This is a genomic window from Planococcus daihaiensis, assembly GCF_049262615.1.
GTDB lineage: Bacteria > Bacillota > Bacilli > Bacillales_A > Planococcaceae > Planococcus.
In genome coordinates, this window is sequence record NZ_CP175504.1 from 1,286,993 (window position 1) to 1,304,280 (window position 17,288).

The following is a 17,288-nucleotide window of genomic DNA, read 5'->3' on the forward strand; positions in this document are numbered from 1 at the left end:
GTTACCAAGCTGCAACCGCTCCGTCCGTCCGAGATTCGGTACCGCCGGCAAGCACTCCTGTCTCAGGATTTCGCCAGATGATCTGCCCTCTTCCGAAGGTGCCGCCATCTGTCATCACTTCCATGTCGTGGCCTTTCCGCTGCAGCGCCTGAACCAGGTAATTTGGAAATTCCGGTTCCACGTGGATCTTCTTGCCGCCGACCCATTGCCATCTCGGCATATCGAGGGCTGCTTGCGGATTCAGCAGGAAATCGAGCGTATTCGTCACGACTTGGAAGTGTCCCTGAGGCTGCATATAGCCGCCCATTACACCAAACGGTCCGACGGCATTGCCGCCTTTTGTCAGGAAGCCTGGAATAATAGTATGGAAAGTTTTCTTGCCTGGCTTCAACACGTTCGGGTGATTTTCATCCAGTGAGAAATCTGCTCCGCGGTTCTGAAGGCCGATGCCCGTTCCCGGGATGACAATTCCGGAGCCAAAGCCCATATAATTGCTCTGGATAAAGGACACCATATTGCCTTCCCCGTCCGCTGTTGCCAGGTAGACCGTGCCGCCCGCCGGAAGTTCATACGGTACCGGTTCAATGGCGGTGTCGCCGAGTAAGGCTGCCCGTTTTTCGGCATATTCTTCAGATAATAGATGTTCCGCCGATACCGGCATGTCTTGTTGTTCGGTGATAAATGCCTGGCCGTCGGTATAGGCCAGTTTCATCGCTTCGATCTGCTGGTGGAGCGTATTGGCCGATTGCCATTCCGGTGCGTCCAGCTGACTGAAAATGTTCAGCGCCATCTGTGCCACCATGCCCTGGCCGTTCGGCGGGATTTCCCAGACTTCGTGCCCTTTATAAGTTGTCGAAATCGGATCCACCCATTCCGGCTGATAGCTTGCCAGGTCTTCTTTACGCAAGAACCCGCCATGCTCCTGCATGAACGCATCGATCTTGTCAGCAATCGATCCTTCATAGAAATCGCGCGCATCGGATTCACCGATCTTGCGGAGCGTATCTGCGTGGCCTGGCGATTTCCAAACTTCTCCGATTGCCGGCGCTTTTCCGTTTGGCGCAAATGTTTCAAACCAGCCTTCGAATTCTTTTGCCGTCAATGTCTTTTTGAAGTTGGCATAAGCTTTTTGCCAATACTTGCCGAGAATCGGCGTCAGCGGATAGCCTTCTTCCGCGTAGCTGATTGCCGGCTGCAATGCTTCGAGAAGCGACAGTTTGCCGAATTTCCGGGACAATTCCGCCCACGCAGCGGGTACGCCCGGTACGGTTATCGGCACCAAACCGTGCACCGGCATTTTATCGTGGCCGAGGCCTTTCACTGCTTCAATGGTCAAAGCGTTTGGCGATGGACCCGAGGCATTGAGACCGTGCAATTCGCCTTTCACCCACACCAATGCGAAAGCGTCGCCTCCGATGCCGTTCGATGTCGGTTCCAGCACCGTTAACGCCGCTGCTGTCGCGATGGCTGCATCAATGGCGTTGCCGCCTTTTTTCAATATTTCAACTCCGGCCTGTGCGGCCAGCGGCTGTGAAGTCGCCACCATTCCTTTTTTTGCGAATACGGTATTTCTTTTAGATGAAAATGGGTGGTTTAAATAATCCAATTTTTTCCTCCTGTCTGTTAGGCAGCTTCACTTTATCAATACTTCGCTGCGTTCACGCTTTAGTAAATTAACTTATTGAAATCTTACAAACATTTATACAATTAGTAAACTTAAAGATATTTAATGTTATAATGAACAAAACTCATCGTGGAGGTGCGGCATGGATCATAAACTTGAAATCTTCGTCACGACAGCTGAACAGAAAAGCTTTACCCGCGCAGCGGAGTTGCTGCATATGACACCTTCAGCCATCAGCCTGAGCATCAAAGCGCTGGAAAGAAAGCTGGACACAAAGCTGTTCGATCGCACCAATAAATATGTGCAATTGACGACGTCCGGTTCGATCGTCTATACTCACGCCAAAGAAATCCTGCTGCAATACAATGATATGGCGCAATCGCTGATCAACTTGGAACCCGAACGGAACATGCCGATTTCCATCGGAGCCGCTTATACTTTCGGCGAATACTTCCTTCCCGCCATTCTTTATGCCTTCAATAAGAAGCATCCGAACATCCTGCCGAACATCACCATCCAGAACTCGAAATCCATTGCAGAACAAATTCATAAGCAAGAACTTGATATCGGCTTTATCGTCGAAGCGGACGTCGCCGAGTATGATGTCGATGTGAATCTGTTCTCTGAGGAAATGATGCTGGTCGTGGCGCGGCCCGACCATCCCCTCAATAAAAACATGACCATCGACAAAAATATGCTGGAGGCGGAAACGTGGATCATCCGGGAGGAAGGCTCGGGCACACGGGATATCACCAATAAATTCTTCACACAGCTCGGCATTGCGCCGAAGCGCATCATGAGCTTCGGCAGTTCCCAGACCATCAAGGAATCCGTGGCACTCGGTCTCGGCATTTCGTACTTGTCGGAATCCGTCATCAAATCGGATGTGCAGGCCGGCACATTGAAAGGGGTCATCCTAAGTGATTATCCCAATGAAACAAGCTTCCATTACATCACCCACCAGTCGAAATTCCATTCACAGGCCGTCCAGATCTTCAAAGAATTTCTGGATTCCTATGTGCTGGGCGAAAAAGTTTCTGTGCATTCGAAACGGGTCGTCCGAAACGCTGAGTAAAGCATTCACATATTCGGCAAGCCATAAAAAAAGAAGCTGTCCTCCTGTAATAAGGAGAACAGCTTCTTTTCATGCTATCAAATCAGTCAATCCGTTAATTCTTATTCCGTTATTGTGCAGTATAGCCACCGTCAACCAAAATCGTGGTGCCTGTCATGAAATCATTTTCACTCAGGAAAATAATGGCGTGCGCGATTTCTTCCGGCTGGCCGAGGCGCCCGATCGGATGCTTGTCGACGAGCTGGTCGTAAAATTCCGGTCCAAGCGCATCGCGGCTGACCATGCCCGATTCGACATAACCCGGTGCCACTGCGTTGACGCGGATGTTTTTATCCGCATATTGAAGGGCCAAAGATTTCGTCATCAAGTTGACGGCACCTTTGGAGGCGTTATAGGCAAACGCGCTGCCTTCCCCGACACTGCCCAGGATGGATGTGGTGTTGATGATGACGCCACCGCCGTGATTCATCATGTGGCGGACGGCGTGCTTTGATCCAAAGAACACGCTGTCCTGATTTACAGCGATTGTCTTGTGATAATCTTCGTAGCTCAGTTCATGCGTTTCGGTTAATGCGCCAATACCGGCATTGTTAACCAGAATGTCGAGGGTGCCGAACGTATCCACGGCAAACTTGATCATGGTCTCGACCGCTTCTTCGCTTGAAACGTCCACTTTGAAGAATGCCACTTCCCCGTCACCCTTCAGTGTATCGGCCGCTTGCTTGCCGCCTTCTTCGTTGAAATCGGCAATCACCACTTTCGCGCCTTTTGCCAAGTACGATTTCGCGGCGGCTAATCCGATTCCCGAAGCCCCGCCTGTCACCACTGCCACTTTTCCTGCTAAATCCATTTACATGTCCTCCTTTTTGATGATGGTTCCAACTTCTATGTTATCGGAATAGTAAGTAAATTCAAAGTTTAAGCTCTATCATGCTCTTTGAATCATTGGAAGAAACTGATTTCGCCATTTCCAGAGCAGTGAATTCCTGAAATCGAGTAGCCGCCAAGTCATTTTTCTGGTGTATACTGTAGAAAAAAGGAGGATTCCGAATTGATAATACTTCGCCGGCTCTATCTGCAGGCGACAAGCCTGTCCTGGCTCATCCTCACTGTAAGCACTTTTATTTTGATTGCATTCAGTACATTTATGCTGCCTGCCGTTGAGCCTTCAACTTTTACCAATTACGCAGATTCACTGTGGTTCACCATGACGACCATGCTGACAGTCGGTTACGGAGATCTTTACCCTGTCACTTCTGATGGCAGAATATTCACCATCATTTTTTTATACATAATCGGTATCGGGTTGTTTGCCACATTCATCGGCAAGGCAATCGAAAGTCTGAGCCTTCGTAAAAGACGGGAAGAGAGAGGTGAGCTCATGTTCAAAGGACAAAATCATATTGTGATCATCGACTGGTCCCATAAGGCTGAAAATGCCATTGCAGAGATACTGATGCAAAATGGACAAACTGAAATTGTGGTGGTCGACAAACTGGAAAAAGCGAAAGAAATCCATCCGAGAATTCATTATGTCCGAGGCAAGGCCACGCACGGAGACGTGCTGCAACAGGCAAACATCCAGCAGGCGAAAGCGGTGCTGATTTTTGCCGATGACCGGATAGAAGACCAGATGCTGACGGACGGCAAATCGCTGCTGATCGCGACAGCTGTGGAACGGATTGCTCCGGATGTCTATACGACGGTGGAAGTTGAACGGGAAGAACATCTGCCAAATTTCTCACACATCAAAGTCGATAAATTCATCATGTCCAACGGCACAATCGCCAAAATGGCTGTAAACTCCATTTTTTCCGAAGTAATGGAAGCATGACAATAAAACCCCGAATGACGGACGCTTTGCAAAAAGCGGCCTCATCCGGGGTTTTTTCTATCGTTTTTGTTTATTGTCTTCAAATAGCTTCTATAACTGAGATTTACCGACGAGCAACAAAATCATCTTTCTTCGTTAAGGCAAAGCCCATCTGTTCGATGGCGATCTTGAGTGTCGCTTCCATTCTTTCCCCTTTCAGGGCATGGGCAAAGTGCGGAACATTCAGCGCGATGGAAGGGGAAATCCCTGTGATGATTGGGGTCACTCCCATGATCTTCAGGGTTTTGATCAGGTCCAGCAAAGGCTGCTCGATCCGTGAATCGATTTGCGTAATGCCTGAAAAGTCGACGATCAGAAAATCCATTCCCTGCCCCATTTTGTTAACTACATCCTCAATCATCTGTTTCGCACGGGTAAGCGTGATATGCCCGATGATTGGCAGAATGGAAATCTCGTTGGTCAATGGCACGAGCGGTGAAGACAGCTTTTGAATTTCTTTTTTGGCCGTTTCCAGCTCCAGGATATAGGTCAGCAATGATGACAGCATCATAAACATTTCCTGATCCTCATCAGTAAATGTATACGGGTCCTTATCCAAACCGCAGATGGTGCCATACACTCTGCCGTTTTCGTAGTAAATCGGGATGCCCATGAAAGAGCCATTATTGTAATCGGTCGAAATATCCAAAGCTGTCGCCTTTTCATCCGAGGAAATATCCTCTATCACAAGCGCATCTTCGCCATGCTGAATTGACAGGCCACAGAAAGTTTGGTCCAAAGGCGACTCGCTGCCTTCGGTAACCAGTTCTTCTTCTCTATTATAAGCGTTCGTTATTTTATTGGTTGTTCCATCATTTTCAGCTATGAATAAGGTATTGATTTTCATTCGGCCACTGAGCATCTTAAGGACCTGATTGGCAGCCTCATTGAAGTTCTCAAATTGCCGCGTTGAACCCTTCACCGGGTTTTCCATCGTATTCCTCCTCTATCGGGAGTGCACAGAATCTATTATTGCTACACTTTCACCTATTATAATCTTTTTAGCATTAACAATTATAATACCCTTTTGTAGTAAAGTATAACCCTTTCACTTCATTAAAAGGAAGAATAGATTATTATTCCCACGCATATAATATGTTATTTTGATATTCTTCATGTGTAAAATATTATAAATCTGTTGCGTTGCCCCATCGTTTTGAAACACCTGCTGCAAACGATGGTTCTCCATGCTGAATTTTATCTTAGCGTTAGAATCGAGAGGGATGTGGCTATAACAGCAAGGCATAGCTCAGCACCTAAATTTAGTTCCTTATATCTATATTTTGGCATAATAAAACAGGTTATAATTACCTAATAATCAATAAAAATTATCCAGAATAATCGATATTTCATTTCTGTAAATCCTATTTCAAAAAAGCAAATAAGGTTTGGCGTTGAAATAATTTTAATTCGATGATAGTAAACACGAGGAGGCAGAACGAATGGAAAAAAGATCAAATGAAAAGAATTTCGCCACTGAACATATGTTTGAAGTAATGGTTCAGAATGCGGCTGTCAGCATGTATATTTTAGATGACTGGACTTATACCTATGTCAATCAGCATTTCTGCAATCTTGTCGGCTACACCAAAGAGGAATTACTCCGGGATAAGATTACAACAAATAATCTAATTCATCCCGATGACTTGTCACTTGTGCAGGATAGCGTCAAAAGAAGAATGGAAAATCAGGAACATGAAGCTCGTTATCGCGTGAGGGCCTATAAAAAAGACGGCAGTATGATTCATGTTGAGATTCATGCATCGAAAACGGTGATGAATGGAAAATCCGTTACATTCGGCACTATTTTCGATGTGACTGACGAAGTCAACGCCACTTTGCAACTCAAGGAAAACCGGGAGCGATTCAAATCTCTTTTTGATAACAATCCGGACGCAGTTTTCACTTTCGATATGGAAGGGAAATTTACAGATGTAAATCAGGGAGGTGCAGATCTGTCAGGGCATGCAATTGAAGAACTGCTCGAGATTTCTTTCACCCCCCTAATTGTTCCGGAAGATTTGCCAATTTCTCTTCATTATTTCGAGGAAGCCTTGAAGGGAAATACCAATCAATACGAAATTTCCATCACCCGAAAAGATGGTAATCGAAGAGACTTGGAAGTTACGTGTTTACCGATGAATTTTGAAGGAAAAACAGTCGGCGCCTTTGGCATCGCCAAAGATATTACGGATCGAAATATTCACAGACAATTGCTGGAAGATCTTGTGTTTTACGATCCCCTGACAAAACTGCCCAACCGAAAATTGTTTGAAGACAGGTTAAGCCAGGTGTTCAAAAGTACAGTTCCCCGCAAAAACCTGCCAGCTGTCCTCTTTTTGGACCTGGATCGTTTCAAGTTTATCAATGATTCACTGGGTCATCATATCGGAGACGATTTCCTGAAAATAGTGGCGGCAAGACTTTTCGAAAATGTTCGCCATACGGATACAGTGGGACGATTCGCAGGCGATGAGTTTGCAATTTTATTGCCAAATTCGACTAAAAAAGAAGCGATTGCCCTGGCGAAAAGGCTGAACGAGACATTGGCGCAACCCTACGAAGTCGCCGGCCATTCCTTATCGGTGTCAGCCAGCATCGGCATCGCTTTCAGCACGGGATTCCGGGAAACTGTAGATGGATTGATCAAAAAGGCAGATACAGCGATGTATTACACTAAAAAATATGGTAAAAACAATTACACCGTTTACTCAGAAGAATTGGACCAAAAAACTGCTTACAAATTAACTTTAGAGCAGGATTTAAAATTAGCCATTCAAAACCAGGAATTCACCCTTCATTACCAGCCAATCATCGATTTGAAAACAGGAAACATCAATTCAATGGAAGCGCTGATCAGATGGAATCACCCGAGTCTTGGGCAGATAGCACCCGATCAATTCATTCCCATTTCGGAGGAAAGCGGACAGATTGTCTCCATCGGTAAATGGGTTCTGGAAACAGCCTGTGTGCAAAATAAAAAATGGCAGGAAGAAGGCTATCCTCCTTTTAAAATCTGCGTCAATATCTCAACCATCCAACTTCAAAATCCGAACTTTGTAAATACGTTAAAAACCGTACTGGAAGACACCGGACTCGAAGCGAAGTGGCTCGAACTTGAAGTCACAGAAAGTATTTTGATGGAAGATACGAAAAACTTAAAAGAAAGCTTGATAAGCCTGAAAGCTTTGGGCGTCTCCATGTCCATTGATGATTTCGGGACAGGGTACACCTCTCTCAGTTACTTGAGAAATTTTGCGTTCGACCGTGTAAAAATTGATCGCAGTTTCATACAGGACATAGCTGCCGGTTTAAACGGAAAAGCGATTACTTCAACCATTATCTCGCTGGCCAATAAGATGGATATGGCTGTCGTGGCCGAGGGAATTGAAGATGGCACTCAATTATCATACTTGACGCAAGAAAATTGCGACGCCGGGCAAGGGTTTTATTTCAGCCGCCCGTTACCCGCTGAGTTGCATATCCTCAGTAAATTCCCGGAAAATATCATTAAATCGATACAGAGCAAGCCTTGATCGAGGCAGAAATGTAAGAAACCAATCGGAAAACCTATTATTAAGAAAAGCAAAATCTGACTGCTGATTCACAGGCATCAGATTTTGCTTTTTCTATTTCCTCATCACTTTTCGAGTTCTTTGCGAATTGCTTTTTTGTTAAGTTTAGGACTGACCTTTTTAAGGAATTACATGCAATATCATTTCTAAACTTCTTTGCAGGGAGGGCAGGACGATGAAGTATAAAGGCATAATTCTGGTGATGCTGGCCGCTGTTTGCTGGGGCATCAGTGGTGTCATTGCGGATATCCTGATGACGAACGGCTGGGACCCCATTGTGATTTCGTTTTACCGCGGGGCTATTGGGTTGCTGTTTTTCCTTGTGTGGTTTTTTCTTCACTTTAAGAAGAACTGGATTGTCTCTGTTCCTTTATACCTTTGGTCATTGCTTGCGGGGGTCGGCGTTGCCGGGAATTTCACATTTTACTTTCTGAGCATCCAGGCCTCCAGTGTCGCGGTCGCAGCCACGTTAATGTATACCGCTCCGGTTTTCGTTCTGCTCATATCTTTTCTGCTGCGGCTGGAGCGATCCACGTGGTTTAAATGGGGCAGTATTGCTGGAGTGCTTTCAGGAATCGTGCTCCTTACCGGTGCCTATAATATTGGTTCGATTGAAGTAAGTTTTCTCGGGACGGCTACCGGGCTGGCATCGGCAATTTCCTATGCCCTGTTCATATTCGCATTTAAAAAAGCTTCCGCCATCGGCAAGCCGCAGATTACCTTAACCATCGCCTTCCTAGCCTTTTGCCTGATGCTGTTTTTGTTCACAGACAATCAGGAGACCGTCGCCGTGCTAACTTCTTCCGATATTGGCTTGTTCATTCTGCTGGGAATTGTGGGAGCTGGACTGTCGTTTATCCTATACGTGACCGGGGTCCGATTGACGACCGCGTCAACCGCTTCGATGGTGGCCATGATTGAGCCGGTCACCGCTTCGTTGTTGGGCATTTTCCTGCTCGGAGTCGAACTGACCTTCATTCAAATTCTTGGAATGGTGATAATTTTGGCTACCATTACCATGCTCAGTGTGAAGCAATCTTCCTGATTCTCTAAAGTAAACTTTTCAAAAAACCGTCTTAGCGCAAGACGACGCGGTTATAATAAAATCACTAGAGATCTATTTTGCGAAAGGCGGGCTATCATGTACATTCCAAAATATTATAAAGTCACCGATTGGACAGAAATCCAGGAATTTGTTCAACACCATTCGTTCGGCACGCTTGTCACAACCCTGAAAGGGAGACCCATCGCGACGCACCTTCCTTTGCAGTTAATACAGGAAAATGATGATACTTATCTAACCGGCCATGTGGCGTACGGCAATCCCCAATGGCGAACATTGGAAACGACTGAAGAAGTGCTCGTGATGTTCCAGGGGCCGCATTCGTATATTTCTTCTTCCTGGTATGAACAGGAAAATGTGCCGACATGGAATTACCAGGCGGTCCACCTTTACGGCAAAGCGGAAATTCTGAGCGAGGAAGAAATGAAGCAGGACCTGGCGGGATTGCTGCAGAAATACGAAAAGCACCGCGAGAACCCAGTCCTCTGGGACAAGCTTTCGCCTGCAATGCTGGAAAAAGAACTGAAAGGGATTGTGGGATTCAAAGTGAAGGTGAGCGAAATCCAGGCTGCTTATAAAATGAGCCAGACCCGGAATGAAGCCGATTATAAGAATATCATTGAACAATTGAACAAGGAAAACGATCCCGATTCAAAGCTAATGGCTGATGTGATGGAAAAGAGGATGAAGGAGTTTTAAGACTTTTTTCGTGTTAGTACGCTTATAGAAAATAAATTCCTTCTATATAAATAGCGCATTTTTCAGGCTGTCGAGAAAACCTTCTCAACAGCCTTTTTTCTGATTACCTTCAAACTAATTGAGTAGCCTTCGACTTTTTATGAACTTTTTATATTTTTTCGCTTTTCGCCTGCGAAAAGCATCCATTTTGTCTTTTGAGTTAAGGTTTTGAAGTGATATTGATCTATAGTAAGGCGATTACGAGTTTCTCACACCTCTTTTTCTCATCGTAAGGACGCGGTTTGAGCGGATATCGGCGTTCAGCCCATTTTGCCGATTTTCCAACTTTTCAGCTGCGAAAGAATCACTCCTATTTTTCCGCAACAAAAAAGAAGAAACTTCACACGAAGCCTCTCCCTTTCAATCCACCACAGCCGCGACTGCTTCAATTCTGTTCATCCTTCCCACTGACCTCCGCAAAAATAATCAGTGTCAGAAATGCGGTGACGATAAGAACAAGTGACATGATAAGCAACATCCGAATCCCTCCTCCTGTTTTGCCTTGCCCTCCAAGCGGTTGTCTCACCCTTTCCTTCATAGAAAGTTCAAATTTAATCCAATTAGACTAAAAAATTATATTTTATCACTGTATTTAGTATTTTTTTGTGTATAATCAACTTAAAGGAGTATTCTGAATATTTCTTTAATTCCATTCTACCGTTATTTGCTGGCATTAGCTATTCTTTTCCGCTTTCTTTTGAAGACCTGAATTTATTCATAAAACCACACTCGCTTCTTGTTCAACTCACAGAAGAAAGGAGGAAATTCAAATGGACAATGCTTCAAGTGGCAATAAGAAAGAGAAAGGCCGTCCACATTCCCAGGAAGCTTCGTTAAAAGGCACTTTTGTATCTGTGCTGATCATCGCGGCATTTATGCTTGTATCCTGGTTCAGTGTCTTCCTGCTTTTTTTGGAACGCAATTGATCCGATTCATCCATTACAGAAATTGGAGAGGAGATTCCATTTATGCATATCCATCGTTATGAAAAACTCTGGCTCATTATTGGTTCTTTTATTTTATTCGTTTTCCTGAGCATCGTAGCGATTCAAACTTTTTTCCTCGACATGGGACCGCCGAGCCACGCGGAGATGATTGATCCACAGATGGTCCGGGAATCGGAAATTTTCGCGGATGCGGAATTGAGGGAAATTGGCGATAACGAGTACGAAATTGCCATCATTGCGGAAATGTTCGCGTTCCAGCCCGGTGATCTCGAAATTCCGGTGGGTGCGACGGTCCATTTCACTTTGGCGTCGCCTGATGTCACACACGGCTTTAAAATCACAGACACTAACGTAAACGTCATGGTGGTGCCCGGCCATATCTCAAAAATCAGCCATACCTTTGATGAACCGGGAGAATACCTGATCCTGTGCAATGAATACTGCGGCCTTGGGCATGAGTTTATGGCGAGCACCATCATCGTCAATTAATAATAGAAAGAAGGGGAAAATATGGCTCATATCAATGAAGCACCGATTCGCCACAAAGGAATAGCGGTGAACGACGCGGCGGCTACTGGCATTACCAGCCAGGATACCCGTTTATCTGCCGCAAATCTATCCGTTGCAGCTATTGCCCTGATAGTCGGCGGCATTGCCGGGTTGTTGCAGGGCCTGGTCCGCAGCGGCTTTTTGGAACTCCCTTCGTGGATCAGTTATTACGCCTTGCTGACAGCTCACGGGGTTATGTTCGTCCTGGTGTTAACTTCTTTTTTCAGTATCGGTTATTTATACGCTGGAACGTCGCGGGTGCTTGGCGGCCTTGCACCTAAAACACTCGTTTTCGGCTGGGCAGGCTTCGCGCTCATGTCCGTCGGAACTGTGATGGCTGCGTTTTTCATCCTTACCGGAAATGCCAATGTGCTGTATACATTTTATACGCCGATGCAGGCGCATCCCTGGTTTTATATCGGGCTCGCGCTCATTGTCGTCGGCATCCTGTTGAACTGCGTCGGCATGTTCATCACCTATCAGAGCTGGCGAAAACGGAATCCTGGAAAACTGACACCGCTGTTTGCCTTTTTCTCCAACGCCGTATTCGTCCTGTGGGTTTTCGCCTCGCTGTTCATCGCGGTTTTTGTTGTAGGAATGGTCATCCCGTGGGCGTTCGGCTGGGTTCCGACCATTGATCCGATGATGGGGCGCACCTTATTCTGGGCATTCGGCCACACACTCGTTAACATCTGGATGCTGACAGCCATTTCCGCCTGGTATATCTCCATGCCGAAAATCATCGGCGGCAAAGTGTTCAGTGATTCGCTTGCGCGGGTCGCGGTGGTCATCCTGGTGGTCGCCAATGTGCCGGGCGGTTTCCATCATCAGATTCTTGATCCCGGCTTGTCGGTCAATTTGAAATTTCTGCACGTCATCCAAACGTTCATGATCATCTTCCCATCGCTTATGACAGCATTTGCAATGCTCGCTACGATGGAACGTGCCGGCAGAGCCAAAGGCGTGACGAGTCTGCTCGGCTGGTGGAAAACCCTGCCGTGGTCTGATGCCCGGTTCTTCGCCTTGATCGTCGCGATGTTCGCCTTTATTCCCGCAGGGCTCGGCGGCATCATCAACGCCAGCAATCAAATCAACCAAGTGGTCCATAATTCCATCTGGGTCACCGGCCATCTCCATTTAACGGTCGGCACGACAGTCATGCTGACATTTTTCGGAATTTCCTATTGGCTGATTCCTTATCTGACCGGTCGAAAATTGACCCGGACACTCAACCGGCTGGCCATTGCCCAAACCGTCATTTGGGCGATTGGAATGCTCCTCATGTCGGGGGCGATGCATATCAACGGATTGCTCGGCAGCCCTCGCCGGACGGCCGATACGACTTATAATGGAAGCAGTGCGGCTTCCGATTGGGCGATGTATGAAGCCTTGATGGCCATGGGCGGCGTCATCTTAGTGGTCGGCATCTTGTTGCTCGTGTACATTTGGGCGCAACTGGCATTTTTCGCTCCCAAAGGAGATGCTGACTTTCCTATCGGCGAAGACTACAGTCCTTCTGATGCTTCGCCGTTGTTCATGGATCGCTGGTCGATTTGGGTCGGACTGGCGACGATTTCCATCGCCATTGCTTATGTGATTCCGTTAATCGACTTTGCTTCCGGAAATATGCCGGGATCGCCGCCGTTTTTGATGCCTTGAGTGAATTGGAGAGCTGTGTAAAGAAAAAAGAAGCTGAGAAAAAATCAGCTTCTTTTTTTATATTATGCTTTTCCGCCACTCGGCATCGGGTGGTGTATTTTGATTTTTCAAAGTATCCAATTGGAGCGATATCTGGCCATATATCCAAAAAAAATCCATCTATTCATTGCTCCACTAACCATACATCTTTCATATCCACCATCAATTCGATCTTTTCCCCGACCGCCACGCGTTCAGCTTGCCGTTTCGTCAATGTGCATTCTACCCAATGAGTGCCGGCTTGCACTTTGCCGGTATAAAATCCGTTTTTAAATCTCTTCTCATGGAGCACGCCGCTGACTCGCATCATATTGTGTTGCGTTTCACTGCTTTTCGTCTGCAACTGCAGGGCTTCCGGACGAAGGATCATGAAATGTTTGCCGGTTACAACATATTCATGGACTGCACTTTCAAAGTGCTGATCTGCGGAAACGAAGTGACCTTCAGCGACCGTTCCTTCAATGATATTTTTCACCCCTAAAAAGGAAGCGATTTTTGTGCTGTCAGGACGTTCATATAAATCTTTGGCAGACCCGACCTGCAACAATGCCCCGTCGCTCATGATACCGATTCGATCGGATAAATAGAATGCTTCCTCCCGGTCATGGGTGACGAAAAGAACCGTCAGCCGGAGCTGTTGTTGAATCTTACGCAACAGCTCTCTCATTTCTTCCCGTAGCCCCGGGTCCAATGCACTGAACGGTTCATCCATCAGCAGCACCCGTGGATTCGACACGAGCGCCCGAGCTAAAGCGACGCGCTGTTGCTGGCCTCCGCTCAGTTCATGCGGAAAGCGGCTGCCGAATCCTTCAAGCCCGACGTGCCCAAGCATTACTTGCGCTTGAGCGAGCCGCTCCTTTTTACCGACCTTCTGCATCTTTAAGCCAAATGCTGTATTGTCTTCTACCGTCATATGCGGAAACAGCAGAGATTGCTGGAAAACCATCGCAAACCTTCTGGCCTCTGGAGGAACGGCCGTTAAATTGCTGTCTCCCATCCAGATTTCGCCATTATCCGCATCAATCAAACCCGCAACCAGTTTTAACAGCGTCGTCTTGCCACAGCCGGAAGGGCCGAGCAAAGAGAAAAATTCGCCCTCACGGATGGTCAGGTCAACCGGCTTCAAAGAAAAGACGGCATCTCCCTTCCGGCGTGTTTGCCGATACTGCTTTTCAATATTGATGATGCGCAAATCGCTCATGTTCCCACCCCTTTAGCCCATTCCCGCTGCGGCTTTTTTATTTCGATAATATTTCTTTAGAGCTGCGTCCAGTCCGATCAACGCGCCAATGGCTATTGCTGCATACAGCAACGAATACGCGGATGCAATTGCCGGATCTCCGCCGCTGATGAATGGAAACAGCAGAATCGGCAGCGTGACCACTTGGCCAGAGCCGATGATGAACGTGATCAAATACTGGCTCAAGGAAATCAGGATGCTCAAACTCGCGCCCGCTGCGATTCCCGGCAATAGGTGCGGCAGTACGACATGGTAAAAGCGGGATATCGGACCCGCTCCAAGCATGCGCGCCTGGTTTTCCCAGTCGGTCGATACGGTTTGATAGCTGATCATCACCGCCCGCACCATATAAGGCAAAGTCGGTGACAGATGCGCCAGCACAACGCCGAATGTGGTCTCCGTTAAACCAAGCCGCAAAAAAGTTAAGTGTATGCCCATTACAGCTACGAAAGGTGGAATGATGATCGGCGCAAAAATAATGGCCTCGAACAGCCACCTGCCGCGTATGTGGTAGCGCGCAAAAGCATGGGCGGCCGGCACAGCCAAAAGAATATTCACTGCCGTGACGATAAGAGCGATCCACAGGCTCAACCCGACCGCCTGCCATGTCCCGGATCCCGTCAACACATATTCCCACGCGCGCCAACTGAATTTCTCAGGCAATACATCCGGCCACGTCCATCCAAATGACACGCTCGTCAGAACCAGAGGAACAAACGGCAGGACGATGAAAAGAAATAGAAGCACGAATAAAATCGGATTCATTAGAAGAGGAGTTTTTTTCATCAATTCCACCCCTTCAATACATTCCAGCGTCTGCTGAAGTAATAGGCGACGAGACCGAGTCCGATCGTTAAAGCGGCGAGAATGGCATTTACCGCGAGCGCTTCCGGCCGGTCAGCGAACGTTCCGCTCGTATATAGCTGGTAGGAATAAACCGGCAGCATGCTCGGATATGTGACACCAAGTAAATAAGGCACTTCGAAGGCAGAAAACGTAAAAACAAAAACGATGAACGTCGCAATCGTCCAAGCCGGGAGCATCACCGGCAGCACGATTTCACGGATAAAGTTCCAGCTGCCTGCCCCGAACACGCGGGAGACGTCACGCCAGGAGCCATGAATCCGCGTCAGCACCGGATAAATCATCAGCGAAACGAAAGGCGCCTCTTTCCAGGCATAGGTCAGTATGATGCCCCAGCCAAAAGGGTCATTGACGAGTACCGGAAAGTCTGTAATTTCATCAATCCATCCGGCTGAAGCGAAGATTCTCGATAGAAAGCCGCTTTGCATAAACAGCAGCACGACAATATAGCCGCCCACCAGATGCGGAATGGTCAACGGCAGCTGAAACAACCGGTGCCACAACCGAGGTGAATCGGAATTGGCTGTTTGGTTCAGCATGAATAATGAAAGCGCAATGGCTGCTCCGAGTATCGCCGAAATCGCCGACGACATTACAGCCACACGAGCGGTCAGTATAAGTGATTCCCAAAAAGCAGTTGAAGCGAACAGCGAGCTGTAGGCAGCCAAACTAAACCCGCTCTCCCCGATCGCCGGAAAATAACCGAGACTTTTCAGCAAGCCATCAAAAAGTCCTCCAAAAAACAGGAGGACGATGGTGCCGGTGGCCGGCAGCAGCAAAAGATACGGTTTACTCTTGCGCCACATTTTCCATCCACCCTTTTTCAATGATTTCTATATAATCAGCCGACAACTCCGGCAAGCGGCGGTTTTCGAGTTCTTCCAAACTCAGCGTCGCTGTGCCCAAGTCCACTTCGTTCATTGCCTGCTGCTGCTCAGGAGAAAGTTTATCCATATCCAGTGCCGACAAATCGCCCCAATATTCCGGAGACAATTTAGCGGTCTGGGCAGCAGGGGACATCATTTCATTGATCGCGACAAGCGCTCCGGCCTTGTCGGAAGAATTGAACGGAATCGACAGGAAATGCGTATTGGAAAGCGTGCCGCCGTCCAACACAAATGTCCGGGTTGATTCCGGGAAACGGCCGTTCAGCACTTCACTTGCGGCGAATGCCGGATCGTAGCTCATCGTCATGCCGATTTCTCCGCTCGCAAACAGCTGATTCTGTTTCGCTAAACTTTCGGGATAGGTCTCCCCTTCCCGCCATAAATATGGTTCGATGCTGTTCAAGTACTGCCACATCGGTTCCAAACGCTCTTCCAAGTCATCAATTTCCGAAGCTGGTCTTTGGTACTGTTCAAAGCCGCCAGTCGTTTCGTATAAAACGTGGCGAACAAATGCGCTGCCGGTAAAATCCGGCAAAGCGGGATAGGTAAACTGGCCCGGATTTGCTTGGACCCACTCAGCCAGCTCGTCCATCGATTTCGGTGGTTTTTCCGATTTGTCTTGATCGTGAACTAAGACAAACTGCGCTTTGCCCCAAGGTGCTTCCAGGCCTTCTACCGGTTCACCGAAATCCTTTGCAATTTCAGGTGCCTCTTGATCCACGTATTCCAGGAAATTCGGCAATTGACCGGTGAAATCTCCCCATAGCAACTCGTTGTCTTTCGCGGCTTTGAAATTTTCGCCGTTAATCCAGATGATGTCCATGCTGCCACTGGTCTTTCCGACAGTCTTTTCGTCAAGCAATTGATTGATGATGTCCTGCGCATCGTTCATCGGCACCCGATTCAAATCGACAGCGTAGTTTTCTTTCAGGCGAGGCGCGACCCACTCATCAAGGTAACGATTGATGTTGTCGCTGCCGCCCCACATATACATATTCACTTCCTGCCCCTCTGCCACATCGACGATTTCCTGCCAGTCGCTGCTCAACAAGTCTTCTGCTTCTGAAGCTCCGTCGTTCCCGGTTTCGGAAGAACATGCTGCTAATGTAAGCGCCAAGGCCAGCGGTGCCAGTATTGAATAGCTTTTCATTTCTT

At 47.4% G+C, this 17,288-nt stretch carries 15 protein-coding genes; 8 read left to right on the forward strand and 7 right to left on the reverse strand.

What is annotated here, in order from left to right; genetic code table 11:
• Nucleotide 1: 1 nt before the first annotated feature.
• A complete protein-coding gene (locus tag DHX103_RS06035) occupies nt 2-1,606 on the reverse strand; it encodes a gamma-glutamyltransferase family protein (RefSeq protein WP_422124374.1) in 1,605 nt (534 codons plus the stop codon).
• A gap of 160 nt (nt 1,607-1,766) precedes the next feature.
• Between DHX103_RS06035 and DHX103_RS06040 the strand changes: the two genes are divergently transcribed.
• Nucleotides 1,767-2,699: a LysR family transcriptional regulator gene (locus DHX103_RS06040; RefSeq protein WP_422124375.1), complete on the forward strand. Its 933-nt coding sequence runs from the start codon at nt 1,767-1,769 to the stop codon at nt 2,697-2,699.
• Between the two features lie 109 nt (nt 2,700-2,808).
• On the opposite strand, the gene DHX103_RS06045 is transcribed toward DHX103_RS06040, so the two are convergent.
• A complete protein-coding gene (locus DHX103_RS06045) occupies nt 2,809-3,549 on the reverse strand; it encodes an SDR family NAD(P)-dependent oxidoreductase (RefSeq protein WP_422124376.1) in 741 nt (246 codons plus the stop codon).
• A 201-nt stretch (nt 3,550-3,750) separates the two neighbouring features.
• Between DHX103_RS06045 and DHX103_RS06050 the strand changes: the two genes are divergently transcribed.
• Nucleotides 3,751-4,533, forward strand: a complete 783-nt coding sequence (locus tag DHX103_RS06050; protein ID WP_422124377.1) for an ion channel — start codon at nt 3,751-3,753, stop codon at nt 4,531-4,533.
• A 103-nt stretch (nt 4,534-4,636) separates the two neighbouring features.
• On the opposite strand, the gene DHX103_RS06055 is transcribed toward DHX103_RS06050, so the two are convergent.
• The gene (locus DHX103_RS06055; protein ID WP_422124378.1) at nt 4,637-5,506 is read right to left on the reverse strand and encodes a GAF domain-containing protein; all 870 of its coding nucleotides are present in this window, start codon (nt 5,504-5,506) and stop codon (nt 4,637-4,639) included.
• A gap of 508 nt (nt 5,507-6,014) precedes the next feature.
• Between DHX103_RS06055 and DHX103_RS06060 the strand changes: the two genes are divergently transcribed.
• From DHX103_RS06060 to DHX103_RS06085, 6 genes are all read left to right on the forward strand, one after another.
• Nucleotides 6,015-8,108, forward strand: a complete 2,094-nt coding sequence (locus DHX103_RS06060) for a sensor domain-containing protein (RefSeq protein ID WP_422124379.1) — start codon at nt 6,015-6,017, stop codon at nt 8,106-8,108.
• A 214-nt stretch (nt 8,109-8,322) separates the two neighbouring features.
• Nucleotides 8,323-9,192: a DMT family transporter gene (locus tag DHX103_RS06065; protein ID WP_422124380.1), complete on the forward strand. Its 870-nt coding sequence runs from the start codon at nt 8,323-8,325 to the stop codon at nt 9,190-9,192.
• Between the two features lie 96 nt (nt 9,193-9,288).
• Nucleotides 9,289-9,909: an FMN-binding negative transcriptional regulator gene (locus DHX103_RS06070; protein ID WP_422124381.1), complete on the forward strand. Its 621-nt coding sequence runs from the start codon at nt 9,289-9,291 to the stop codon at nt 9,907-9,909.
• Nucleotides 9,910-10,718: 809 nt separating this feature from the next.
• Nucleotides 10,719-10,874, forward strand: a complete 156-nt coding sequence (locus DHX103_RS06075; protein ID WP_422124382.1) for a cytochrome c oxidase subunit 2A — start codon at nt 10,719-10,721, stop codon at nt 10,872-10,874.
• A 42-nt stretch (nt 10,875-10,916) separates the two neighbouring features.
• On the forward strand, nt 10,917-11,384 hold the full coding sequence (locus DHX103_RS06080; protein WP_422124383.1) for a cytochrome c oxidase subunit II: 468 nt from the start codon (nt 10,917-10,919) through the stop codon (nt 11,382-11,384).
• Nucleotides 11,385-11,405: 21 nt separating this feature from the next.
• The gene (locus DHX103_RS06085; RefSeq protein ID WP_422124384.1) at nt 11,406-13,103 is read left to right on the forward strand and encodes a cbb3-type cytochrome c oxidase subunit I; all 1,698 of its coding nucleotides are present in this window, start codon (nt 11,406-11,408) and stop codon (nt 13,101-13,103) included.
• 163 nt (nt 13,104-13,266) lie between these two features.
• On the opposite strand, the gene DHX103_RS06090 is transcribed toward DHX103_RS06085, so the two are convergent.
• Genes DHX103_RS06090 through DHX103_RS06105 form a run of 4 tightly spaced genes read right to left on the reverse strand, consistent with a single transcriptional unit; the run spans nt 13,267 to nt 17,283 of the window.
• Nucleotides 13,267-14,343, reverse strand: coding sequence for an ABC transporter ATP-binding protein (locus tag DHX103_RS06090; RefSeq protein WP_422124385.1), 1,077 nt, complete (start codon nt 14,341-14,343; stop codon nt 13,267-13,269).
• 12 nt (nt 14,344-14,355) lie between these two features.
• Nucleotides 14,356-15,168: an ABC transporter permease gene (locus DHX103_RS06095; protein WP_422124386.1), complete on the reverse strand. Its 813-nt coding sequence runs from the start codon at nt 15,166-15,168 to the stop codon at nt 14,356-14,358.
• Nucleotides 15,168-16,052: an ABC transporter permease gene (locus DHX103_RS06100; RefSeq protein WP_422124387.1), complete on the reverse strand. Its 885-nt coding sequence runs from the start codon at nt 16,050-16,052 to the stop codon at nt 15,168-15,170. Before DHX103_RS06100 ends, DHX103_RS06095 begins: the two co-directional genes overlap by 1 nt.
• Nucleotides 16,036-17,283, reverse strand: a complete 1,248-nt coding sequence (locus DHX103_RS06105; RefSeq protein WP_422124388.1) for an ABC transporter substrate-binding protein — start codon at nt 17,281-17,283, stop codon at nt 16,036-16,038. The genes DHX103_RS06100 and DHX103_RS06105 overlap by 17 nt, the downstream gene beginning before the upstream one ends.
• Nucleotides 17,284-17,288: the final 5 nt, after the last annotated feature.

What these genes read in the sequence shown, in the direction of transcription:
- DHX103_RS06040 (WP_422124375.1), top strand. Translation starts at nt 1,767, where the DNA reads ATGGATCATAAACTTGAAATCTTCGTCACGACAGCTGAACAGAAAAGC.
- DHX103_RS06045 (WP_422124376.1), bottom strand. Translation starts at nt 3,549, where the DNA reads ATGGATTTAGCAGGAAAAGTGGCAGTGGTGACAGGCGGGGCTTCGGGA.
- DHX103_RS06055 (WP_422124378.1), bottom strand. Translation starts at nt 5,506, where the DNA reads ATGGAAAACCCGGTGAAGGGTTCAACGCGGCAATTTGAGAACTTCAAT.
- DHX103_RS06060 (WP_422124379.1), top strand. Translation starts at nt 6,015, where the DNA reads ATGGAAAAAAGATCAAATGAAAAGAATTTCGCCACTGAACATATGTTT.
- DHX103_RS06065 (WP_422124380.1), top strand. Translation starts at nt 8,323, where the DNA reads ATGAAGTATAAAGGCATAATTCTGGTGATGCTGGCCGCTGTTTGCTGG.
- DHX103_RS06070 (WP_422124381.1), top strand. Translation starts at nt 9,289, where the DNA reads ATGTACATTCCAAAATATTATAAAGTCACCGATTGGACAGAAATCCAG.
- DHX103_RS06075 (WP_422124382.1), top strand. Translation starts at nt 10,719, where the DNA reads ATGGACAATGCTTCAAGTGGCAATAAGAAAGAGAAAGGCCGTCCACAT.
- DHX103_RS06080 (WP_422124383.1), top strand. Translation starts at nt 10,917, where the DNA reads ATGCATATCCATCGTTATGAAAAACTCTGGCTCATTATTGGTTCTTTT.
- DHX103_RS06085 (WP_422124384.1), top strand. Translation starts at nt 11,406, where the DNA reads ATGGCTCATATCAATGAAGCACCGATTCGCCACAAAGGAATAGCGGTG.
- DHX103_RS06090 (WP_422124385.1), bottom strand. Translation starts at nt 14,343, where the DNA reads ATGAGCGATTTGCGCATCATCAATATTGAAAAGCAGTATCGGCAAACA.
- DHX103_RS06095 (WP_422124386.1), bottom strand. Translation starts at nt 15,168, where the DNA reads ATGAAAAAAACTCCTCTTCTAATGAATCCGATTTTATTCGTGCTTCTA.
- DHX103_RS06100 (WP_422124387.1), bottom strand. Translation starts at nt 16,052, where the DNA reads ATGTGGCGCAAGAGTAAACCGTATCTTTTGCTGCTGCCGGCCACCGGC.
- DHX103_RS06105 (WP_422124388.1), bottom strand. Translation starts at nt 17,283, where the DNA reads ATGAAAAGCTATTCAATACTGGCACCGCTGGCCTTGGCGCTTACATTA.